The organism is Streptomyces sp. NPDC048185 (genome assembly GCF_043202495.1).
In the GTDB taxonomy this organism is placed as follows: Bacteria; Actinomycetota; Actinomycetes; order Streptomycetales; family Streptomycetaceae; genus Streptomyces.
The window spans coordinates 25,283-42,680 of sequence record NZ_JBIDAN010000003.1; the positions used below are offsets into that span (position 1 = coordinate 25,283).

Annotated in this window: 15 protein-coding genes; 6 read left to right on the forward strand and 9 right to left on the reverse strand. The window is 65.6% G+C overall.

All coding sequences use genetic code 11. The features are described 5' to 3' along the window. Window positions 1–257: 257 nt before the first annotated feature. The 3 genes from ACGF3H_RS10660 to ACGF3H_RS10670 form a co-directional block, all read right to left on the reverse strand. Entirely contained in the window at window positions 258–1,832 is a 1,575-nt protein-coding gene (locus tag ACGF3H_RS10660; protein ID WP_365979626.1) for a class I SAM-dependent DNA methyltransferase, read from the reverse strand. A gap of 86 nt (window positions 1,833–1,918) precedes the next feature. Then, window positions 1,919–3,325 (reverse strand): restriction endonuclease subunit S, encoded by a 1,407-nt coding sequence (locus tag ACGF3H_RS10665; protein ID WP_365979625.1) that lies wholly within the window; start codon window positions 3,323–3,325, stop codon window positions 1,919–1,921. A 53-nt stretch (window positions 3,326–3,378) separates the two neighbouring features. After that, window positions 3,379–6,933 (reverse strand): DEAD/DEAH box helicase family protein, encoded by a 3,555-nt coding sequence (locus tag ACGF3H_RS10670; RefSeq protein WP_365979624.1) that lies wholly within the window; start codon window positions 6,931–6,933, stop codon window positions 3,379–3,381. A gap of 248 nt (window positions 6,934–7,181) precedes the next feature. Here ACGF3H_RS10670 and ACGF3H_RS10675 point away from each other — a divergent pair, with 248 nt between their 5' ends. After that, window positions 7,182–7,745 carry an HD domain-containing protein gene (locus ACGF3H_RS10675; protein ID WP_365979623.1) on the forward strand — a complete coding sequence of 188 codons (564 nt, stop codon included), beginning with the start codon at window positions 7,182–7,184 and terminating at the stop codon, window positions 7,743–7,745. Here ACGF3H_RS10675 and ACGF3H_RS10680 read toward each other — a convergent pair. Beyond that, a complete protein-coding gene (locus tag ACGF3H_RS10680) occupies window positions 7,733–8,200 on the reverse strand; it encodes an NUDIX domain-containing protein (RefSeq protein ID WP_365979622.1) in 468 nt (155 codons plus the stop codon). The genes ACGF3H_RS10675 and ACGF3H_RS10680 overlap by 13 nt on opposite strands. Continuing rightward, window positions 8,193–8,957, reverse strand: a complete 765-nt coding sequence (locus ACGF3H_RS10685) for a helix-turn-helix transcriptional regulator (RefSeq protein ID WP_365979621.1) — start codon at window positions 8,955–8,957, stop codon at window positions 8,193–8,195. Before ACGF3H_RS10685 ends, ACGF3H_RS10680 begins: the two co-directional genes overlap by 8 nt. 97 nt (window positions 8,958–9,054) lie before the next feature. Between ACGF3H_RS10685 and ACGF3H_RS10690 the strand changes: the two genes are divergently transcribed. The 5 genes from ACGF3H_RS10690 (at window position 9,055) to ACGF3H_RS10710 (ending at window position 12,568) form a co-directional block, all read left to right on the forward strand. Next, the gene (locus ACGF3H_RS10690; RefSeq protein WP_365979620.1) at window positions 9,055–9,747 is read left to right on the forward strand and encodes a haloacid dehalogenase-like hydrolase; all 693 of its coding nucleotides are present in this window, start codon (window positions 9,055–9,057) and stop codon (window positions 9,745–9,747) included. A gap of 105 nt (window positions 9,748–9,852) precedes the next feature. Next, window positions 9,853–10,755 (forward strand): radical SAM protein, encoded by a 903-nt coding sequence (locus tag ACGF3H_RS10695; RefSeq protein ID WP_365979619.1) that lies wholly within the window; start codon window positions 9,853–9,855, stop codon window positions 10,753–10,755. A gap of 61 nt (window positions 10,756–10,816) precedes the next feature. Further along, window positions 10,817–11,389, forward strand: coding sequence for a hypothetical protein (locus ACGF3H_RS10700; protein ID WP_365979618.1), 573 nt, complete (start codon window positions 10,817–10,819; stop codon window positions 11,387–11,389). After that, window positions 11,307–11,969, forward strand: a complete 663-nt coding sequence (locus tag ACGF3H_RS10705; protein WP_365979617.1) for an SAM-dependent methyltransferase — start codon at window positions 11,307–11,309, stop codon at window positions 11,967–11,969. Before ACGF3H_RS10700 ends, ACGF3H_RS10705 begins: the two co-directional genes overlap by 83 nt. 11 nt (window positions 11,970–11,980) lie before the next feature. After that, window positions 11,981–12,568, forward strand: a complete 588-nt coding sequence (locus ACGF3H_RS10710; RefSeq protein WP_365979616.1) for a class IV adenylate cyclase — start codon at window positions 11,981–11,983, stop codon at window positions 12,566–12,568. Window positions 12,569–13,060: 492 nt separating this feature from the next. Here the strand turns inward: ACGF3H_RS10710 and ACGF3H_RS10715 are convergent, their stop codons facing one another. The 4 genes from ACGF3H_RS10715 to ACGF3H_RS10730 form a co-directional block, all read right to left on the reverse strand. Next, window positions 13,061–13,582 carry a hypothetical protein gene (locus tag ACGF3H_RS10715; protein WP_365979615.1) on the reverse strand — a complete coding sequence of 174 codons (522 nt, stop codon included), beginning with the start codon at window positions 13,580–13,582 and terminating at the stop codon, window positions 13,061–13,063. A gap of 130 nt (window positions 13,583–13,712) precedes the next feature. Then, window positions 13,713–15,425 carry a relaxase/mobilization nuclease domain-containing protein gene (locus tag ACGF3H_RS10720; protein ID WP_365979614.1) on the reverse strand — a complete coding sequence of 571 codons (1,713 nt, stop codon included), beginning with the start codon at window positions 15,423–15,425 and terminating at the stop codon, window positions 13,713–13,715. After that, window positions 15,422–15,982, reverse strand: a complete 561-nt coding sequence (locus ACGF3H_RS10725) for a MobC family plasmid mobilization relaxosome protein (RefSeq protein WP_365979613.1) — start codon at window positions 15,980–15,982, stop codon at window positions 15,422–15,424. The genes ACGF3H_RS10720 and ACGF3H_RS10725 overlap by 4 nt, the downstream gene beginning before the upstream one ends. Before the next feature lie 336 nt (window positions 15,983–16,318). Beyond that, window positions 16,319–17,107 (reverse strand): DUF2637 domain-containing protein, encoded by a 789-nt coding sequence (locus ACGF3H_RS10730; protein WP_365979612.1) that lies wholly within the window; start codon window positions 17,105–17,107, stop codon window positions 16,319–16,321. Between the last annotated feature and the right edge of the window lie 291 nt (window positions 17,108–17,398).

The window sequence follows — 17,398 nt, forward strand, 5'->3', positions numbered from 1 at the left end:
GGGCGCTGTGACGCAGGGGGGAGGCGCTCCCTCCCCGCCCTCGGTAGGCCCTGTGGGACTCGAACCCACAACCAATGGATTAAAAGTCCTGGCCAAAGCTTGCCGGGTGGTTCCGGACACTGCTCCGGTGTCCGGAACTGCCTGGTCAGAGCATGTGCGTCGTGATGCGCGGTGCGGCTCGTGACGGCTCGTGCCGCACCGTCCGCTCACGCATCGCTCACGCAACCTGGGCCCTCAACTTCCCAAGGTCCGAGGCATCATGCCTCTGCTACGTCCTCTTCAGCGGCAAGGTCAGGCTTAACCTCACCGCCCAGTGCCTCGGCAATCGCCTCGAACTCTGTGAGAGCAGCCTGGAGATCTTCCACGATCTCCTGGGCGATGACCTCAGGAGGGAGCAGGCTGTCCGCATCGTCGAGCGCCGGGTCTTTCAGCCATGTGATGTCAAGGTTGACCTTGTCACGGGCGATGAGCTCCTCATACGTGAACCGCTTGAAGCGCCCATCTTCGGTCTCCTTGCGCGCCGAGCGGTCGTCCGCCTTATACGCCTCAATGAAGTCGGCGAGATCGGCGAGGCGGAGCGGTCGCTGCTTCAGCGTGAAGTGCATGCCGGTCCGAAAGTCGTACACCCAGACATCGGAGGTATTGGGCATGTCGTCGGCCCGTGGCGGCTTTTTCTCGAAGAACAGTACGTTCGCCTTGACGCCGCCCGCGTAGAAGATGCCAGTAGGCAAGCGCAGAATCGTGTGGAGGTTGAACTCCTGAAGAAGGCGACGCCGGATCTTCTCGCCGGCCCCGCCTTCGAACAGCACGTTGTCGGGCAGGACCACCGCCGCGCGGCCATCCATCTCCATCAGCGACATAATGTGCTGCAGGAAATTCAGTTGCTTGTTGGTTGTCGTCGCCCGGAAGTCGGACCTGTCGTAACTAATGTCTTCTCGGTCGGTCTTGCCGTCCGTCCCTACAACGGTGATCGCCGACTTTTTACCAAAGGGCGGATTAGCAAGGACGAGTGAGGCACGCCGAGACGGCGCATCGGCGAGCGCGTCCCCCGTGGTGATGAGAGACTCACCGCCAGCCTCACCGATGCCGTGGAGCAGCATGTTCATCGCGGCGAGACGTGCGGTGCCAGGAACGAGTTCATTTCCCCAGATGGTGCCCTGCCCGAGCGCGAGACGCTGCTCTCTAGAGAGGCCCTTGAGATAATGCTTCCGGATATAACTATGCGCAGCAATCAAGAAGCCTGCGGTCCCGCAGGCCGGATCTGTGATCGTATCCCGCGGACCAGGCCGCATCACCTGCACCATGGCGTCGATTAGGGGGCGCGGGGTGAAGTACTGTCCAGCCCCTGTCTTGGTGTCCTCGGCTCCCTTGGCAAGAAGACCCTCGTAGGCGTCACCCTTGAGGTCAGTGCCTTCCATGACCCAGTCCGTCTTGCCGATCAACTCGACAACCAGCTTTTCGAGGAGGGCGGGCTCGGTGATGCGATTCTGAGCCTTGGCGAAGACAGTGCCCAGTGTGGTGCCCGGGTGCTTACCAAGCTCTGCAAGCACCCTACGGTAGTGAGCCTCCAATTCCTCACCACGCTTGGAGGCCAGCGACTGCCAGTCCAAGCCGGGCGGCACGATCGGCTCTGCCGTCTCCTCAGCAAATGGATCAGCTGCCAATTCATCAGCCATCTTCAAGAAGAGCAAATACGAAAGTTGCTCAACATACTCAATGGTTGATAGACCGTTATCCCGCAGGACATTGCAGTAGTTCCAGAGCTTCGCAACGAGCGCATTGGTTTGCGCGCTTACCCTGGATGCATCCCGGATGGATTCAACAGTGCTCATTAGAGCTGGAACTCCTGCTGGACAGTGGATTAAGATTCCATGATTACAGCCCTGCGTGGACTGACGATAGCGGCATTCTAGCAACGTCAAGCATTCAACGCCGTCGACACCTTTGCACGTCCCGAGCGACCACCCTTGCCCGACGCGCCCCTCTCAGCACGAATGCGTTCTAGCACCAGGGATGCAGGCTTGTCATCCGGGTCTTGCGCGACAAGTTTGCCATTCAACGCCCGCGAAAGAATAGCTCGACGCAAGGCAGAACTTCTACGGATTGCTCGCTCCACCGCATCATCTACTGCACCAATCACCGTCTGCTTTTGTTGGACGTATTCGATGATCTCACGTTGAGATCCGGACGGGGGTACAACTACCGGCATTGCGCGGATCGAAGCAATATTTACGCCCTTTACCGCTACACCGCGAGCATGGTTCTTCAGGTAGGCTTGAGCAAACCTACTCTGAAAATAGAGCTGCAAGTACTCAACATCAAGTCCAGGAAGTGGAGCGATGCGCGCTACATCACGACTCACATTCGCCGACGTGATAGACGGCGGGACGATGGCAGAACGGTCGTAAGAACCTCGCACTGCCAACACGAGATCTCCCGGTTGGATTCTCGCACCGGCGAATTGTTCGTCAAGTTCGCTGCTAGTGAGGTGCAGTCCCTCTCCCCGTAGCACGCATCCCGCTAGGTCCTTTACCTCAACATAGGGGACGGTGCCTCCCTCCTTCACCTTAGGCATCAGAATGCCATAGCGAATGATTCGAATAGGATCCGTAATCTCCTCAAGGCTAAAGACACTCCAACCATCAGGCACTACAGGAGCGACCGAGAGGTCCGGAGATGCAGGAACTTTATATTTCTTCTTCCCCTTGAACTTCTTCCAGATCTCCTGACGAATCGCACGAAAATCCGGAACCGATTCAGAGACGCGGTGCGCAACCCGTCCCTCTGATGCCGCAGTGAAGAGCGAGCGCGTCTGCAGAGGCCCGAGCAACTTAGCGTGCGCCAGAGCATCATCAGCTGCATCCAGGCGAGAAAGGTGATCCTCGATGGCCTCCACAATGCGCCGCTGTTCATCAGGTGGAGGAATCGGGATGGTGACATCGAGTACATCCGCCTCTCGAACTGCAGGATAGCTGACGCCACGTTGCTTGGGCAGGATTTGTGAGGCGAACTCGTCAGTGAGTGTCACATAAAACAGATAGCGTGAATCAATCTCCTCGTGGGCACGAAGAACGGCGAAGCCAGTTGAGGCCACGTGACCGTCGAGTTCTTCCGGAATGATTGCGATCTTACGGAGGTACGGCCTTACGGTCGAATAGACGGTATCGCCATTACGGATGACTTGACGTGCACGCGAGGGAGCCCTATCGGAGTCGACCCATTCAGCATTCCGCACCCGATTGGTTCCGCTGTCGATGGACCCAATGTCGACATACTTAAATCGATCTCGTCCGTAGCCGTCACGTCCGACCTTGGCGATGGGCACACACACTTCTTCGAGGCGGGCGGAAGCCCAACCTTGAGGAAGTTCCGTCTCACTCAAGCCAGTTCTCGATTCAGCTCATTCAGAAATTCGTGCGGATTGCGCCCAGGAAAGGCCAAAGCAAGACCCTTGCCCCCTCCGCGGCTGACAAAGGGTTCCGCTCGGAAGTCCGGCGGGGCGATGCCGACGTCGCTGGCGACGACGTCGCGGATGGCCTCCAGCCACCACATCTGGTCCTCCGTGAACTCCACACCGGCCTGTCGCTGCCGGAGCAGCCAACCCTCGAAGCGCTCTTCTACCGTCTCACGGTACGGCTTCAGCTCCGAATCTACGCCGAGCTCGTACCGGATGAGCGAGATGAGGTCGGGCACGCCGGCTTCCTTGCCGGGCTGCTCGTTGGCACGGCCAAGGTCTTCGTAGTAGGTCCACAAGACCTGCGGTGTCCAGGCGAAGTCGGGACGTCGGATCTTGTCAGCAAGCTCCTTGAGTGCGCCATACGCCTCGGTGGGGCCGACCGAGCGAGGGCTGGAGAGTGCAATGGAGATCGCGGCGATCTTGTCGCGCTGCTCCCTGAGCAGACGGCTCCAGCGGTCAACCTCCTCGCGAGCCCGTTCCTCTCGTGGAATTGCGTGAACGTCGGTGACGGAGACCGCAGTGGTCTCATCCATCACATAGTCCTTGTCCCGGCGGATTTCGATGATCAGCTTGCGCAGGTCGGGACTGGCGGCGAGTGGAGCCACAGCGGATACAACCAGTGCGCGGGCCGCTTTCTCGCCCCCCTCCGCCTTTGCCTGATCTTGCCGGTCGGGGTCGACGGCCTTGACGATGGCGCTCGCGATCTCTGAGAGGGTGCGGCCACCGGCAGCCTTGGTGAGCTGGTCACGCTCGCTGTCATTGAGCTGCTGGTTGAGTCGGGCGAGGCGACCAGCAAGAATCTCAGCCTCGGAGGCGCTGATCGATTGGGTGCCCGCCTTGTCGAGGAGCTTGGCAAGGGAGATCTGGCGTTCTCCGGCGGGGACGAGCGGGCGTGCGTCGACGAGCGGGGAATCGGTGACACCCACGGCGTCCACGAGGACGAAGCGATCTTTACGTACCCTCTCGTCTCCGCCAGGGGTCACCTCGCGCAGCTCTGTGGCGTCGATGGTGCGGGCACCGCGCCCCTTCATCTGCTCGAAGAGGACCGCGCTGCGGACTTCCCGCAGGAAGATCACGCACTCCAGCGCCTTAACGTCCGTGCCGGTGGCGATCATGTCAACAGTGACGGCAATCCTCAGACGCGGGGATGTCCGTAGGGCGCGGATCAGCTCATCGGGGTCGTCGCCGGCTTGACGGCTCTTGTAGGTGATCTTCTTGGCGAACTCGTCTCCGCGTCCGAAGACTTCCTTGGCCTGGGCAAGAACATCCTCCGCGTGGTCCTCGCCAACCGCGAAGATCAGTGTCTTGGGGACTTCCTTGCGCCCCGGGAACCAGCTCTGCCAGTTGTCCCGATAGGCAGTGAGAACGGCGCGGATCTCGTCGACAGCCACCACCGAGCGTCCGATCTGACGGGTGGTGTAGGTGAAGTCGTCTGCCAGCTGCTCGTAGCGCTGGTAGCGAGTCTTCCGGTCGCGGATCTTGACCGTAGTCCCCTCTTCTATCGTCGCGCCGCCGTTCTCCCGCAAATCTGTATGCAGGCGGACGACATCGAAGTCGACGTTGACGCCGTCCGCGACGGCCTGAGGATAGGTGTACTCGGAGACCAGGTTGCGGCCGAAGAAGCCGAGGGTCTGCAGGGTCGGGGTAGCGGTGAGCCCGACGAGGTGAGCGTCGAAATACTCCAGGACACCGCGCCACAGGCCATAGATGGAACGATGGCACTCATCCACGATGATCAGGTCGAAGGATTCGAGCGGCACTGCCGGGTTGTAGCCCACCTCAACGGGGCGTTCGGCAGCGTAGGACTCCTCGTACGCCGTGTCGTCATTCGCCTCATCGGCCGGATCATCATCTACGAGTTGCTCGCCGGTGAGGAGGCGGTACATCTTCTGGATGGTGCAGATCACCACCGAGGTGCTGTCCTGCAGACCCGCAGCGCCCAGGCGCTCGACGTTGTAGATGTCCGAGAACTTGCGGCCGTCGTCCGGGGTGGTGAACTTGCGGAACTCATCCAGAGCCTGCTTGCCCAGGTTGTTGCGGTCGACCAGGAAAAGCACGCGGCGAGCACGGGCATGCTTGAGCAGCCGATAGGTCTGGGAGACGGCGGTGTAGGTCTTCCCCGCGCCGGTCGCCATCTGGATCAGAGCCCGCGGCTTGTCCAGAGCGAGGGAACTCTCCAGCCCCTTGATCGCCTCGATCTGCGCTGGCCGCAGACCGTTGCGCTGCAGCTCTGGAATGCAGCGCAGAGCGGCGCGGAAGGTGGGTGCCTCTGGGTGCTCCTCGGCACGCCGCATCCAGGCGGCGATGGTCTCTGGCTGATGAAACGCGAACACCTCGCGCGAGCGCGCGTCAGGGTCGAGGCGATTGATGAAGTACGTCTCGGTACCCGTCGTCGCGTATCGGAAGGCGAAGGGCTCGTCCTCGCGCCACACTGCGAGCCGGTGCTCCTTCAGAACACCGCCCGCATAGCGGTCGTTCTGGGCGACTGCGCTGGCCAGATGGGTTCCCTCGCGCTTGGCCTCGATGACACCTACGATCCGCCCGTCCACGTAGAGGACGTAATCGGCACGGCCGGTGGCGAGCGTGAACTCGCGCACGGCTACGCCAGGACCGGCCAGCGGGTTGACCTCGCTCCGGTTTTGGACTACCCAACCAGCAGCTCGAAGCAGCTTGTCGATCTCGTCACGGGCCTGAATCTCGTTGAGCGGCGCCTTCCGCTGTGCACGGTGAATGATCGCGTCACGAGCCGCAGGATCGACCGGACGCGGGGCCTGTCGGGCCTGCTCATAGGCCGCCGTCTGGGCTGCGCGCATTTCGGCGACCTGTGCAGTCAGCTGCTCAAGCTGGGCCAGCAGCTCGGCGTTGTTCGCGCCGGCGCTGGCTATGAGGCGCTCCGCCTCGGCCCTTGCCTTCCGCTCTGCCTCCAGCTCGCTCGCTGACTCAGTGAGGCGTGTGCGGGCCTCGGTGAGCGCCTTGCGATGGCCATCCAACGCCTCAGTGAGCTCAGCGAGCTCCTCCGGGTCCGAGACAACGGCCTGCGGATCGGTTGGCGGCACGAACTCTGCCACCGTGCGGCGCCCGGAGATCGCGTCGTGGAACCACAACCCGAGCTTGTAACAGACGCGTACTGCCTCAAGCGCCCTGGCCGTGTCGAACAGATGGGCGTGGGCGGCCTTGTTACGGTCCACCCGCAGCTGATCGAAGTCCCGACGGATCTCGGGCACCAAAACGCCGGCTCGGGTCAGAGCGGTCAACCGATCGATCTGGCGGTCGCCTTCCACCCGCATGCCGATCCGGGTGATCAGCTCCTCTGCGAGGACTTCGCCGAACTGACCCGCCTGAACAAGCGAAGAGTTCGGGTTCGTGAAGACCGTAGCCTCCGCTTGCGCACCGTAGAGCGACAACAGCGGCTTCAGGGGGTAGAGGATGCCGAAGTTCGGGGATGACTTGGCTAGGTTCTGCAGTCGCTCGTCCATGTCCCCCACCCGCTACCCCGTCCTCAGGACACCTGACCGAGATGCCCACTCTGCTGTGTCGATTTGGCACACAGTCTAGAAGGAGTCCGATAGTTGGGAAGGGGCTTTGGATCACCCGACTTGAGCGGAAGACACCAAGGGTGAGAGCGCCTTCCCCACCTCTGAAGGCGCCCGCTTGTACCCGGTGCATACCGCAGTGGGACAACCACGTGGTGTGTTTGGCACGCCACCAGGGCAGGAAGCTCGGCATGGCCGATGTGAGCACGATGTGGGCGGCGCAGGTAGCGGAAGCTGAACTCAGCACCCTGCTTCCACGGAGGTGGGCGCACACTCAAGGAGTGGCCAAGCGTGCGACCGAGGTCCGGCGACTTCTTGGCAAGAACGGCGACCTTCTCGTCGCTGCCGCCACGCTCCACGATGTCGGGTACGTACCTCGGCTGGCCGTGACGGGGTTCCACCCGCTGGACGGGGCAAGGTTCCTCCGTGACGAGCATGGGGCCGACGAGCGGCTGGTGCGGCTCGTCGCGAACCACTCTTTTGCCCTGCTGGAGGCCGAGGAGCGAGGGCTGCGGGACGAGTTGACGTCGGAGTTTCCGTTGCTGGGGGAGCCGTTGCTGGTGGACGCTCTCGTGTACTGCGACATGACGACCACGCCCGACGGTGGCCGGACCAGTGCGCAGGAGCGGATCGCGGAGATCATCAGTCGCTATGGCGCGGACAGTGTGGTCGGCCGGTTCATCCGCCGCGCGGCGCCGGAGATCGTCTCCTCTGTGCAGCGCATCGAGGCGGCGCTGGCGGCTCAGCCGAGGTAGGGATAGGTGCCGGCCAGGTAGTCCCCGATCTGCTGGCGCATGCTCGGGTGGATGTCGTACTGGTCGAGGTCGGCCGGCTGGACGAAGCGCACCCCGTCGGCCTCGTCGTTGATCGTGGGAGTTCCGCCGATGGGGCGGCCGATGTACGTGTTCTCGTACTGCTGGCGGATCTCTCCGTCGCTGTAGGCGACGATGTGGTTCGGGTTGGTGTAGACGCCAAGGAAGCCGGTGATCTCGGCGACGATGCCGGTCTCTTCCAGGCACTCGCGTACCGCGCACTCTGCCGCGGTCTCGCCGATGTCCTGCGCGCCTCCGGGAAGCGCCCACTGGCCGGTGTCGCGGCGGCGCTGGAGGAGGATGGCTCCGGTGTCGTCGACTACGAGCAGGTTGCTGGCCGGGATGAGGGTGTTTGCCTTCGGGGCGGCCGGGTCGTTGTAGTACTCAGTCCTACCCATGGGCGCTGGTCCTCTCGTGGTCGGGTGTCCACGGCCGCGCGGCGGCCCAGACGGCGTCAAAGCTCTGAGCGTAGCTGTCGAACCACCCAGTCCCCTCTGTCCTCTTGAGGTGGAACAGGGGGTTGGCGCTGGCCGGCTGCCCCCAGATGTGGGGGTTGACCAGAAGGTTGTCGTCGTAGCGGAACATGGACGTGTAGAGCGTGGTGTCGTGGAGGCGTACGGCGCACCCAGCTTCGCCCAGCAGGGGCCGGTAGTACGTCAGTGATGCTCGGATCTTGGCGGCAAGGGTGTCGCCGATTCCCTCTTCGCGGCCTCGGATCGCGACTGCCTGACCGTCCGGGTCGCCGAAGCACAGGCGCACACGGACCCCCTCCGCCGCGCGCTCGGAGAGCATCTTGGCTACGTGCGGATTGGACTGCGCAAAGAACGTGCCGGAGAAGACGAGGACGCCGATCTCGTGCTGGGCCTCTCGCAGCAGCGAGAGCCAGACGTCCCGCGGCACGCTGGCACGGTTCTGATAGGCGCCGACCAGTTCGCCTAACCCGTCACGCGGTCGGCCGGACCGTCGAGGCGGCGCCGGCCACAGGAAGGTCTCTTCCACGCGCAGGTGGCGGGCGGCGCGGAAGCGATGCCGTGCGTGTGGAACGCGCCCTCCCAGCCACCGGCTCACCGTCTTGGGGTCCACCTCGCAGACTTCCGCGAGCGATTCGGGCGAGACGCCGCGCTGCGCAAGCACAGAGTGCAGTCGGTCGTTCACAGGAGCCATAGAAGCGGCCCGGTGCATGATCGCGCAAGGACGTTTTGGGACGCCGTCACGGAAGCAGAGCATCGAACCGACTGCCTACCCTGGCGCCATGGAGCTCATCGTCCTGTGGGACATCGACCACACCCTCATCGAGAACGCGGGGGTCAGCAAGGAGATCTACGCTGCCGCCTTCTCGTCACTCGCGGGACGCGAACCGTCGGCGCCGGCGCGTACCGAGGGGCGCACGGATCGACTCATCATGCGCGACATGTTCCTTCGCGACGGGCTACGTGTACCCAAGTGGTCCGTCATCGAGGCCGCCCTCGCGCAAGCTGGGCATGACCGCCTTGATGATCTGCGCCTGCGCGGGACGGCTTTGCCAGGGGTTCACGAGGTACTGAAGGCCGCTGCCGCACGAAGTGGTTGGGTCTCCTCTGTCCTGACCGGCAACATTGCCGCCAACGCTCAGGTGAAGCTTTCCGCCTTCGGCCTCGACTCGCTGTTGGATTTGCCTGCCGGCGCCTACGGAGCGGACGCCGAGCTCCGTCCAGAACTTGTTGCGGTCGCACGTGAACGCATACAGCAGCTCCGTGGCGTTCCGGCCGATGTGCCCGTCGTCCTGGTGGGAGACACCCCCCGCGACGTGGAAGCCGCCTTGGCCACTGGTTCTGCGATCCTTGCGGTCGCCTCCGGTGTCCACAGTGCCGAGGAGCTGGCCGCTTCCGGCGCCCACGAGATCCTGCCGGACCTGTCGGACACCAGGCGGGTTCTCGGCATCCTGGAGTCCTTCGCGGGCACGTAAAACGTCCCAGGACGTCCTCGGACCGTCCCCGAACGCGGTGACGAGGTCCCCTGGCAGACCGCCACCATCAGGGTTCCCACCAGGCAGTCAGCCGAAGGAGCCCATGTGATCGGGGAAGTTACCGGGATCAGGAAGATCCGGATGCTGTACCTGCAGCTGCTGTACCGCTGCAACTTCACGTGCCTGCACTGCTTCCACGGCAAGCGGCTTCAGTACGCCGACGCCTTCACCGCCGAGGAAGCCGTCAGTCTTCTCTCCCTGATGCGAGACGAGTACGGCACGGAGGCCGTCACCCTCCTCGGCGGGGAACCGTTCGTCTACCGGGAGCTGCCGCAGGTCGTCCGGCACGCCAAGCAGGAACTGGGCCAGCGCGTCGAGATCTGCACCAACGGATACCGGATCGAGCGCCGCCTGACCGAGATCGCTCCGCACCTGGACTTGCTCCGGGTCTCCCTGGAGGGTGTCGGCTCGACCAACGACGGCATCCGCAAGCGCGGCAGCTACCAGAGCGCCCTCAGCTCACTCAGCCTGGCAAGGGACCTCGGTGTCCCGACGGGTGCGACCATGACCGTGACCTCTCAGAACATCGGCGAGGTCCTCCCTCTCACCAGCATCCTCGGGCAGCTCGGCGTCCGGCAGCTGAAGCTCCACCACCTACGGCCGGTAGGCAATGCCGCTGACCACCCCGAGCTGCTGGTCACGGACACGACCGCCTACGGCCGGCTCCGCGAAGAGCTCGCGAAGACCAGGCTGCCGCTTGAAGTGATCGTCGATGAGGACCTCTCCGAGTCCGGCGCGCCAGAGGTCTGCGCTCCGTCCGGCGGGCCCCGCGAGATCGAGCGGATCGAGGCCGACCCGCGCGGTGCGCTCACCATGTCGTGCAAGGCAGTGGGCAAGGACTCCCACGCGTTCTGGTACGAGAAGGCCGCGAACCGCATCGTCCACAGGCCCTCCGCCACCGATGAGCTCACGCTCTCCGTACCGGACGTGGTGTACGCCCGTGCCTGACCAGCCGAGATTCGAGAGCCTGGAAGGCTTACGGGGCACTGGGAAGTCGACGATCGCTCCGATGCTCGCCGTTGCCCGTCAAGCCGTCCTTGTGCCCACCGTGCCAGCCTTCTACCAGCCCCTCAGGCGCGAGGTGGACAGGCGGACGAACGTCGAGGCTCGGATGTGCCTCTACCTCTCCGCACTGTTCACAGCAGCCGAAGAGATCCAGCGGCACCTCAGAAACGGCGTTCCGGTTGTCGTGGAGAGCTATTTCGCCCGGTGCCTCACCAACCACCGAGCCTTGGGCGCCCGGCTCGGCGTCACTCTGCCGGCCTGGCTGCCGACTCCCGTCACGTACTACCTCGTCTGCGCTGACGACGAACGCCGGCGCCGCCTCGCAGCCCGGGACAAGCCGATATCGCGATGGGACGCGCTGACGGAGACCGTCACGGACCAAGTGGCGGATGCCTACGCCTCGTTCCCGATGCGACGCATCGACACCACGGGGCTCACCCCCGAACAAGTCCTCCGCGTGATCACCGCCACCGATACGCAAGGAGCGCCCTCCCATGCAGACACAGAGCTTGTGGGAGCACACCCTCACCTTCTTCCCTCAGTTCCTCGCGACCCTGCGGGAACGTGTTGCTCCTGACTCCACCATCGCGGTCGTCGGTGCGAGCGACGGCAAGTTCGTCCTGCCCCTGGCCGCCGCCGGGTACCGCGTAGTGGCCATCGAACGCGACGCGCTCGCCGTGCACGGAGGTGAGGTACGCCTCCCGGGTGACAGCCAGGTGCACGCCATGGGGTTGATCGACCGGCTCAAGCTGGAGGAACTCCACGACCGTGTGCGGGTGATCGAAGAGGACTTCCTCGCGGGGAAACCTCTGGACGTGCCGTGCGAGGCGGTCTGGACGAGCTGCTCGTGGCACTACAGTGCCAACCACCACCGCCCTCTCGCCGAGTTCGTCGACCGCATGCAGCGCCTGGTCCGCCCGGGCGGTGTGTTCGGTGCGGAGTTCATGATGCCCGTGGATAAGCGCCATCACTTGGTGGAGCACTACACCTCTCCGGAGCGCCTGCACCGTCACTTCCTCGGGGACTGGGACGTGCTGCTCACCTTGCGCACGAACGAGTTCACCGAGCGGCCTCACATCGGCCAGCCACACGACCACATCCATCGCATGGGCCTGCTCCTGGCGGCCCGTTCGTCCACCCTCACCGACCGTCTCTGAGAGAAGGATCCATGAAGCACGAGTACGAGGCGAAGTTCCTGGCCGTCGACGTCGCCGATCTGCAGGCAAAGCTGGCTGCCCTCGGCGCCGTCCAGGCGCTCCCCCGCACCCTCCTCACCCGCAAGATCTTCGAGAACGACTCGCTCGACGGCGGGGCGTGGCTCCGCCTGCGGGACGAGGGCACCCGCTCGACGCTCACGCTCAAGCAGGTCACCGACGCCACGACGATCGACGGCACCAAGGAGATCGAGACCGAGGTTGCCGACCTGCACGCCATGGCCGACATCCTCCGCCGGGTCGGCCTCACCGAGGTCCGCTACCAGGAGAACTACCGCGAGGAGTGGCGCCTGGGAGAGGTCGCCTTCGACTTCGACACCTGGCCCGACCTCCCCACGTTCCTGGAGATCGAGGGGCCCGACGAGGCGTCCGTCCGCCAGGCCGCCGATCTTCTGGGGCTCGACTACTCCCAGGCCCGGTTCGGCAGCGTCGACGAGATCTACAAGAGCGAGGCCGGCCGCGACATCCTCGCCGAGCCCACCCTGCTGTTCTCCGACGACGAGAAGCAGGAGAGCGCATCCGCGGTGGCCCAGGGCTCCTGATCGAGGAAACCGACGAACCATGCTGACGGAAATCGCCTTACAGCACAGGGTGATACCCGGGATCGCGGAATTCGCCCGGGGCGGGCTACCCGCCCCAGCAGCCACGGACGACGGCAACGAATGGGTCGACGGGTTCTGCTGGCTCTACTGCGGCCGACGCTGGACACGCGTGCTGTGGATCGGCCCCGCGAGCGTCGCCGGCGCTCAGGCTCCCATGTACGCGTGCGGGCCCTGCATCCGCGAACTCCAAGCGCGCGTCTGGGAGTCGCTGCTCAGCAGGGATGAACCGGCTTCCTCTGATCCCTCTCCCGCAGCCACGGTCGCGGGACCGCCCTCGGCCCGACGTACCGGCAGGCACCGCGGCCAGAGCAGGTTCCTGCGACGCAGTTGAGCCCCCGCCCTGGTCTCGGGAGAGCCTGCCGTTCCCCCACGGCACGAGCCCCGTGGCCAGGGCGGGTCTTCTGCAGTACGCCCCCCGGACGCCACGTGACCTCAGCTCGTCAAGTTTCCGTGATCACCGGGCAGGCCGGCTGCAGCCGCCCAGAAAAAGACGTGCCCGCACCGGGGCAACGGCATGCGCGAGCGTTCGGCGAGGACACTCAGTGCACTGCGCAATTCCGTGCTCAGCTGGAAGAGCCAACGGCTGTACTGCCCGCCCCTGTAGGCGTACAACCGAAAGACCTTGACGGCCAGTTCATCTCGGCCGTCGGCGAAGGTGCCCGGGAGACCGGCGAGCAACTCGGAGTCGCATTTACCGGTCGCCGCGTCAGCCACCGTACTCAGAGGCAGGAGGTCAAGCTCTGCGGCAGACACGGCGGTGTCGATCGCGACGGCATGGGCGGCAAGGGCCGCGAAGATTTCAATCAGCCGCTCGCCTGCCGCGATGTTGATGCCCCAGGCCCCCAGACGCTCGTGACGTCGGGCCTGGCGCCACGCCTCCTCATCCACCACAGGCAACAGGACACGACCCAGGTGCGCGCAGCGACGCCACAGCATGTCGTGATCAGAAGCCACGGTCGACCCTTCCTAGGGCGAGTGGAACACCTGAGGCCGACGACAACCCGACCGGCGCCGGCCCTCCAACATCCCACTACGCGTAATGCACGTACAGGGAGGAAGCCAAGATCCCCGAGAGCATCAGCCACTAACGCCGGGGACGGGTGTCCCGTCCTGGACTGGCGACACGGGCGGCCTGCTGCGGTGCCGGGATCGCGCCTCCCGCAGGCCATGCCCCGCTGGTTGAGCGGCGGCGGGCGGCTTCGGCTCGGCGGTTGGGTGCCGGGTTGCGGCCGGTGTGCTGGATACGGGTGATCAGCACGCGGGCGGGCTGCCGGGCGGTGGTCAGCTCGCGCTGAGCAGCGGCCTCCATAAGGAGCTGGTGGGGCTGGTGGCCACGGGCTTCGGCGTCGGCAAGGACGGTGGCGAGCGCCGGCCAGGCTGGGTCGGCGAGGATCCGTTCCGCGTGGTCGGGGACAGCAGCTCGCACGTCGTTCGCGACAACGCGACGGGCTTCCTTCCTGGGCGGTCGGGCTGTGAGTTCGGCGAGCGTCGGAGCGAGGGCACGGTCTACGGCTGCCTGAAGGTGTTGGACGGCCTGGCGGGCGGCATCGGCCTGGTGAGCATGGTCCTTCGCCTCGTGCCAGCGCCCAGCGACGACGGCGGCCCAGACGAGGGCTGCGAGCAGGGCAGCCAGCGCGCTGCCGTCAGGGCCGGTGGCCGTGTGGACGATGTCGCGCGCCGCGCTTCGCACGGCGCGGGCGGCGCGGTCTTCGGCGCGGATCTGGGAGCGCTGGGCTCGGGCGAACGCCGCTGAGGCGGCTTGGAGTTCGGCGCGCAGGTTGCCGGGTGCTTTCTGGGCGGTGGCTTCGATCAGTTCGCCGAGGGCTGCGATGTGGGCCTGGGCGTTGGTGTCGTCGACCAGGTCGGTGTGGAGGGTGTCGAGTGCGTCGGTGGCCTGGTGCCACGGGGTGCTGGGGCGGTTGCGGCGGGCGGTGGGGTGTTCTTCGGGCAGGCTGGATTCGAGGCGTGCCTTGATCTTGGGCAGGGAGAGGTCGGGGGCGATCTTGCCTCCGGAGTGGAAGATCTGCTGGCCGTTCTCGTTGAGGTCGCCGGGACGGCCGACGGCGTAACCGAGGAGGTCACCTGACGGGCCGCGCCGGGCCTTGACCTCGATGCCGTCGGCTGCGAGGTAGGCGATGAATTCCTCGGCGTTGGTCACGTGGGGAATGGCGGCGCGGATACCGTCCTGGAGCCATTCGGGGCTGGTCTTGTCCCAGCCGAGGCGTTCGGCCTTGTGCATCTCGGCCTGGGTGGGGCGACGGGCGCCGGTGCGGTCGCCCTTCTTCAACTGCCTGAGCCCGTAGTTTTTCTCGATCTCGCGGCAAGCGTCGCCGACGCGCAGGCCGCTGTCGTGGAGTTTGGGGCGGCGGCCGTCTTCGCGGACGGTGGTGGCGAGGATGTGGATGTGGTCGTCAGCGTGGCGTACGGCGATCCACCGGCAGGCCAGGTCGTCACCCGCCGGGGCGATGCCGGCCGCCTCAACGATGCGCTGGGCTATCTCGCCCCATTCGGCATCGGAGAGGTAGCGGTCCTCGGGTGCGGCGCGGACTGGGCAGTGCCAGACGCGGTCGGTGACCTTCCGTCCGAACTCGCTGTTGCGCAGTCGCACGGGCTCGTCGAGGTACCGGGCTAGTTCGGTGAGGGTGGCGTTCTCGTTGCGGCCGGGATCGGGCATCCCGAGCATGGCGAACCCGGCCACGATGTGCGGGTCGAGGTGTTCGTCGTGGCGGCCGGGGCCGTAGAGATAGGCGAGCAGGCCGCGGGTGTTGGATCCGACCGGTTTGATGGCGGCGATCACGCGACTGCCTCCGGCTCCTCGTCGACTGGCTGACGCAGAGCTTCGGCGATCAGCTCCAGCAACTGCTGCAGTTCGGTCAGGCGCTGACGGATGTCGGGTGGGGTGTGGTCGCTGTTGAGGGCGCGGGCGATCTGGTTGACGTTGATGCCGATCCGGTTGAGCTGGCGCAGCACCTGGGCGCGGAAGTGGTGGGTGCGGCGGCGGTCCTCGGACAGGGGCAGGTTGGCGGTGAACCGTCCGGCGATGAAGGCGAGGACGATGTCGGCGGCAAAGCCGGAGTCGCCCTTGTAGCCGTGCTCGGCGGCTGCTCGTTGAAGCCGAATGTGTTCGTCGCCGGTGAAGCGCAGAGGGCCGACTCGGACCACGCGCTTGGTGCCGGTGAAGCGGCGGATGGCAGGCTGCACGCTGTGCACGGCGGGCTCGCCGGCGAGGGTCTGGTTGGCGCGGGCTGGGCGGAGGACATCGCGCTGCACAGCGTGGAGTGCGTCGGTGTCGGAGCCGCCCTCGGTCACGACCTCCTGGTCCGGCGCCCCCTGGCGCTGGGCCGTCTCCGCCACCCCCGGGGCGGAGACCCCCGAAGTGCGGCCTTGAGTCGGACTCGGGGTACTACTGGCTCCGCCAGGGGCACCCCGTCCGAACGCGCTCCTCAGACGGCCCATCAGCGTAGGAGACTTCGTCTGGGTCAGTGGCTCGTCGGCAGGGTGGCCGGTGCGGGGCAGGGGTGACGTCACGGGCGGTTCTCCGAAAGGGGGCGCAATGCGCATGCGGGTCGTAGGAGAGGGCTGGCCGGCACTGGTGGCCAGCGCGCGGTCCACAGGTTGTGGATGAGCGGGCGACGTGGCTGGCTGGCCGGTGTGACCGGAAGGGTTCCGGTCACCCCGTAGGTGTTCCGGTCAGTTGCCGTCCGGACCGGTTTCGGCGGTGGCTTCGATTTCGGGCCGCAGGACGCTCATCACGTCGGTCTGCCGCTCGCTGCTGATCGTCAGCCCCTTGTCCTTGACGGCTTTCCGGAGGAGGGACCGGGTGAGCGTGCCGTGCTCGGCGAGGGCGATCCGGCCGATCTCCACGAGTTCCTCAAGCGTGGCGCTGGGCGGACGGCCGCCGCGTGGCCTGCTCTCCGTAAGCTCGGAAGGTGGTTCCGGCGGCTGGGCAGGTACGGCGGGCGCCTGCGCGGTGGGCTGTACGGGCTCGGTGGCCTTGACGAGGGTGGTGTCCGGTGGTTCCGGCGCCTGAACCGGGGAGGGATCCGGATGGCCTGCGGGCTGGTCGACGAGCTGGTGGATCTGGCGCATCAGGACGCCGAAGGCCAGCAGCGCGGCGGTCGGCGGAACGGCGGCGACCACGTAGTCGAGCAGCGGCACGGTGCTCGCACCGCCCGTGCCGTTGACCCCGGCCACGTTGAGCGCGATGGAGCCGACCGATCCAGTGGCCGTGAGGGCGATGGCCCACTTGTCGGTCACCCTGCGCAGGCCCGCACGGAGCATGAGCAGTTCGCCCGCGATGATGAAGGCGTCCAAAGTGGCCGGCCAGGCCCAGCGGCGGGTGGGAGAGCTGCGCAGCCCGTGTTGGCCGGCAACCTCGGCGAGGTGCGCGTACGACAGCCAGAATCCGCTGATGGTGAGGGCGACGATGACGACTCCGGCCGCACCGAGCGTGTATCGCTCGATGTCCTGCTTGGTCATCGACAGCCGTCCTTCGTCGGGGCGGTGCCCCCGACTCATGGGGGTGGGGAGGGTCAAGCGGGGTGCTCCTGGGGTGGGTGGTGTGATCCGTCTTGCCGTCTTGGCCGTTGCAAGCGCAGGTCAGGGCCGGTACGGCAGGGCCTTGATCTGCCGTACCCGCGGCGTTCGCGTGCCGTCCGGCGTGTGCGGGGCGCGGCCTCGCGGCGCGCGATCGGCCGGTTGCGTCTCGATGTATCCCCTGCGGGCCGGGACGGCACCGTTACGTCGTGCCGTCCCGGCGGACTGGGCTTT

What these genes read in the sequence shown, in the direction of transcription:
- ACGF3H_RS10660 (WP_365979626.1), bottom strand. Translation starts at nt 1,832, where the DNA reads ATGAGCACTGTTGAATCCATCCGGGATGCATCCAGGGTAAGCGCGCAA.
- ACGF3H_RS10670 (WP_365979624.1), bottom strand. Translation starts at nt 6,933, where the DNA reads ATGGACGAGCGACTGCAGAACCTAGCCAAGTCATCCCCGAACTTCGGC.
- ACGF3H_RS10680 (WP_365979622.1), bottom strand. Translation starts at nt 8,200, where the DNA reads ATGGGTAGGACTGAGTACTACAACGACCCGGCCGCCCCGAAGGCAAAC.
- ACGF3H_RS10675 (WP_365979623.1), top strand. Translation starts at nt 7,182, where the DNA reads ATGGCCGATGTGAGCACGATGTGGGCGGCGCAGGTAGCGGAAGCTGAA.
- ACGF3H_RS10730 (WP_365979612.1), bottom strand. Translation starts at nt 17,107, where the DNA reads ATGACCAAGCAGGACATCGAGCGATACACGCTCGGTGCGGCCGGAGTC.
- ACGF3H_RS10710 (WP_365979616.1), top strand. Translation starts at nt 11,981, where the DNA reads ATGAAGCACGAGTACGAGGCGAAGTTCCTGGCCGTCGACGTCGCCGAT.
- ACGF3H_RS10700 (WP_365979618.1), top strand. Translation starts at nt 10,817, where the DNA reads ATGCTCGCCGTTGCCCGTCAAGCCGTCCTTGTGCCCACCGTGCCAGCC.
- ACGF3H_RS10690 (WP_365979620.1), top strand. Translation starts at nt 9,055, where the DNA reads ATGGAGCTCATCGTCCTGTGGGACATCGACCACACCCTCATCGAGAAC.
- ACGF3H_RS10705 (WP_365979617.1), top strand. Translation starts at nt 11,307, where the DNA reads ATGCAGACACAGAGCTTGTGGGAGCACACCCTCACCTTCTTCCCTCAG.